This window comes from Nocardiopsis yanglingensis, assembly GCF_045809185.1.
Taxonomy (GTDB): Bacteria; Pseudomonadota; Gammaproteobacteria; order Xanthomonadales; family Xanthomonadaceae; genus Stenotrophomonas; species Stenotrophomonas yanglingensis.
The window spans coordinates 123,184-124,384 of the sequence record NZ_JBJNRH010000013.1; the positions used below are offsets into that span (position 1 = coordinate 123,184).

Annotated in this window: 2 protein-coding genes; both read left to right on the top strand. The window is 69.2% G+C overall.

All coding sequences use genetic code 11. The features are described from left to right. Positions 1–170 precede the first annotated feature (170 nt). The gene (ribH, locus tag ACJ7C5_RS16565; RefSeq protein WP_005408061.1) at positions 171–638 is read left to right on the top strand and encodes a 6,7-dimethyl-8-ribityllumazine synthase; all 468 of its coding nucleotides are present in this window, start codon (positions 171–173) and stop codon (positions 636–638) included. Beyond that, the gene (gene nusB, locus ACJ7C5_RS16570) at positions 635–1,114 is read left to right on the top strand and encodes a transcription antitermination factor NusB (RefSeq protein WP_005408062.1); all 480 of its coding nucleotides are present in this window, start codon (positions 635–637) and stop codon (positions 1,112–1,114) included. Before ribH ends, nusB begins: the two co-directional genes overlap by 4 nt. Positions 1,115–1,201: the final 87 nt, after the last annotated feature.

A 1,201-nucleotide genomic window follows, 5' to 3' on the forward strand; every position in this document is an offset into this window, starting at 1 on the left:
TGTGCCGACCAACGGTCGGCACCCACCGTCCGCCCTCTGGTGGGTGCCGACTATGCCCTACCTGTGGTGGGTGCCGACCGTTGGTCGGCACACCCTGCAAGCCCCCGCCAGCCACGGCCGGGGCCCATCCACGCTAGAATTACCCCCTTATCGAGTCCCCCAAGCCGCATATGAGCCACTTCGAAGGCGATCTTCGCACTCCCGAATCGGCGCGCTTCGCCATCCTGGCCAGCCGCTGGAATGCCCGCATCACCGACACGCTGGTCGCTGGCGCCCGCCAGAGCCTGGCCGGCAACGGCATCACCGAAGCCAACATCGACGTGATCCGCGTGCCGGGTGCCTGGGAACTGCCGCTGGTGGCCGCGCGCCTGGCCGCCGCCCATGAACACGCCGCCATCCTCACCCTGGGCTGCGTGATCCGTGGCGATACCCGTCACTACGAACACGTGGCCGACCGCTGCGCCGAAGGCCTGATGCGCGTGCAGCTGGACTTCGGCGTGCCGGTGCTGAACGGCGTGCTGGCGGTGGAACGCGTTGAAGACGCCGAGGCCCGCGCAGGCGGGAGCCACGGCAACAAGGGCGAGGAAGTCGCACTCGCCGCATTGGAAATGGTCAATCTTCTGGAGCAGCTGCCATGAACAAGAACACCCAGGGCAAGCCCTCCGGTAAACCCGTCCGCCGCGATGGCGTCGATCCGGTGCTGCGCTCGCGCGCCCGCCGTCGTGCCGTGCAGGCCATCTACGCCTGGCAGATCTCCGGCGGCAACGCACAGTCGCTGATCGCCCAGTTCGCCCATGAGCAGGCCCGTGAAATCGCCGACCTGGCCTACTTCGAGGCGCTGCTGCACGGCGTGCTCGACAACCGTCGCGACATCGACGAAGCCCTCGGCCCGTACCTGGACCGTGGCATCGAGGAAGTGGACGCGATCGAACGCGCGGTGCTGCGCCTGGCCGCCTACGAGCTGCGTTACCGCCTGGACGTGCCGTACCGCGTGGTGATCAACGAGGCCATCGAATCAGCCAAGCGCTTCGGTTCCGAGCACGGCCACACCTACGTCAACGGCGTGCTGGATCGTGCCGCCGTGGAATGGCGCAAGGTCGAATCGGGTCACTGACCCACCTGTGGTAGTGGCGGGCGCCGGGCGGCCCCCCCCCCCACGCCGGGGGTTGGGGGCCCCCCCCCCCCCCCCCCCCCCCCCCCC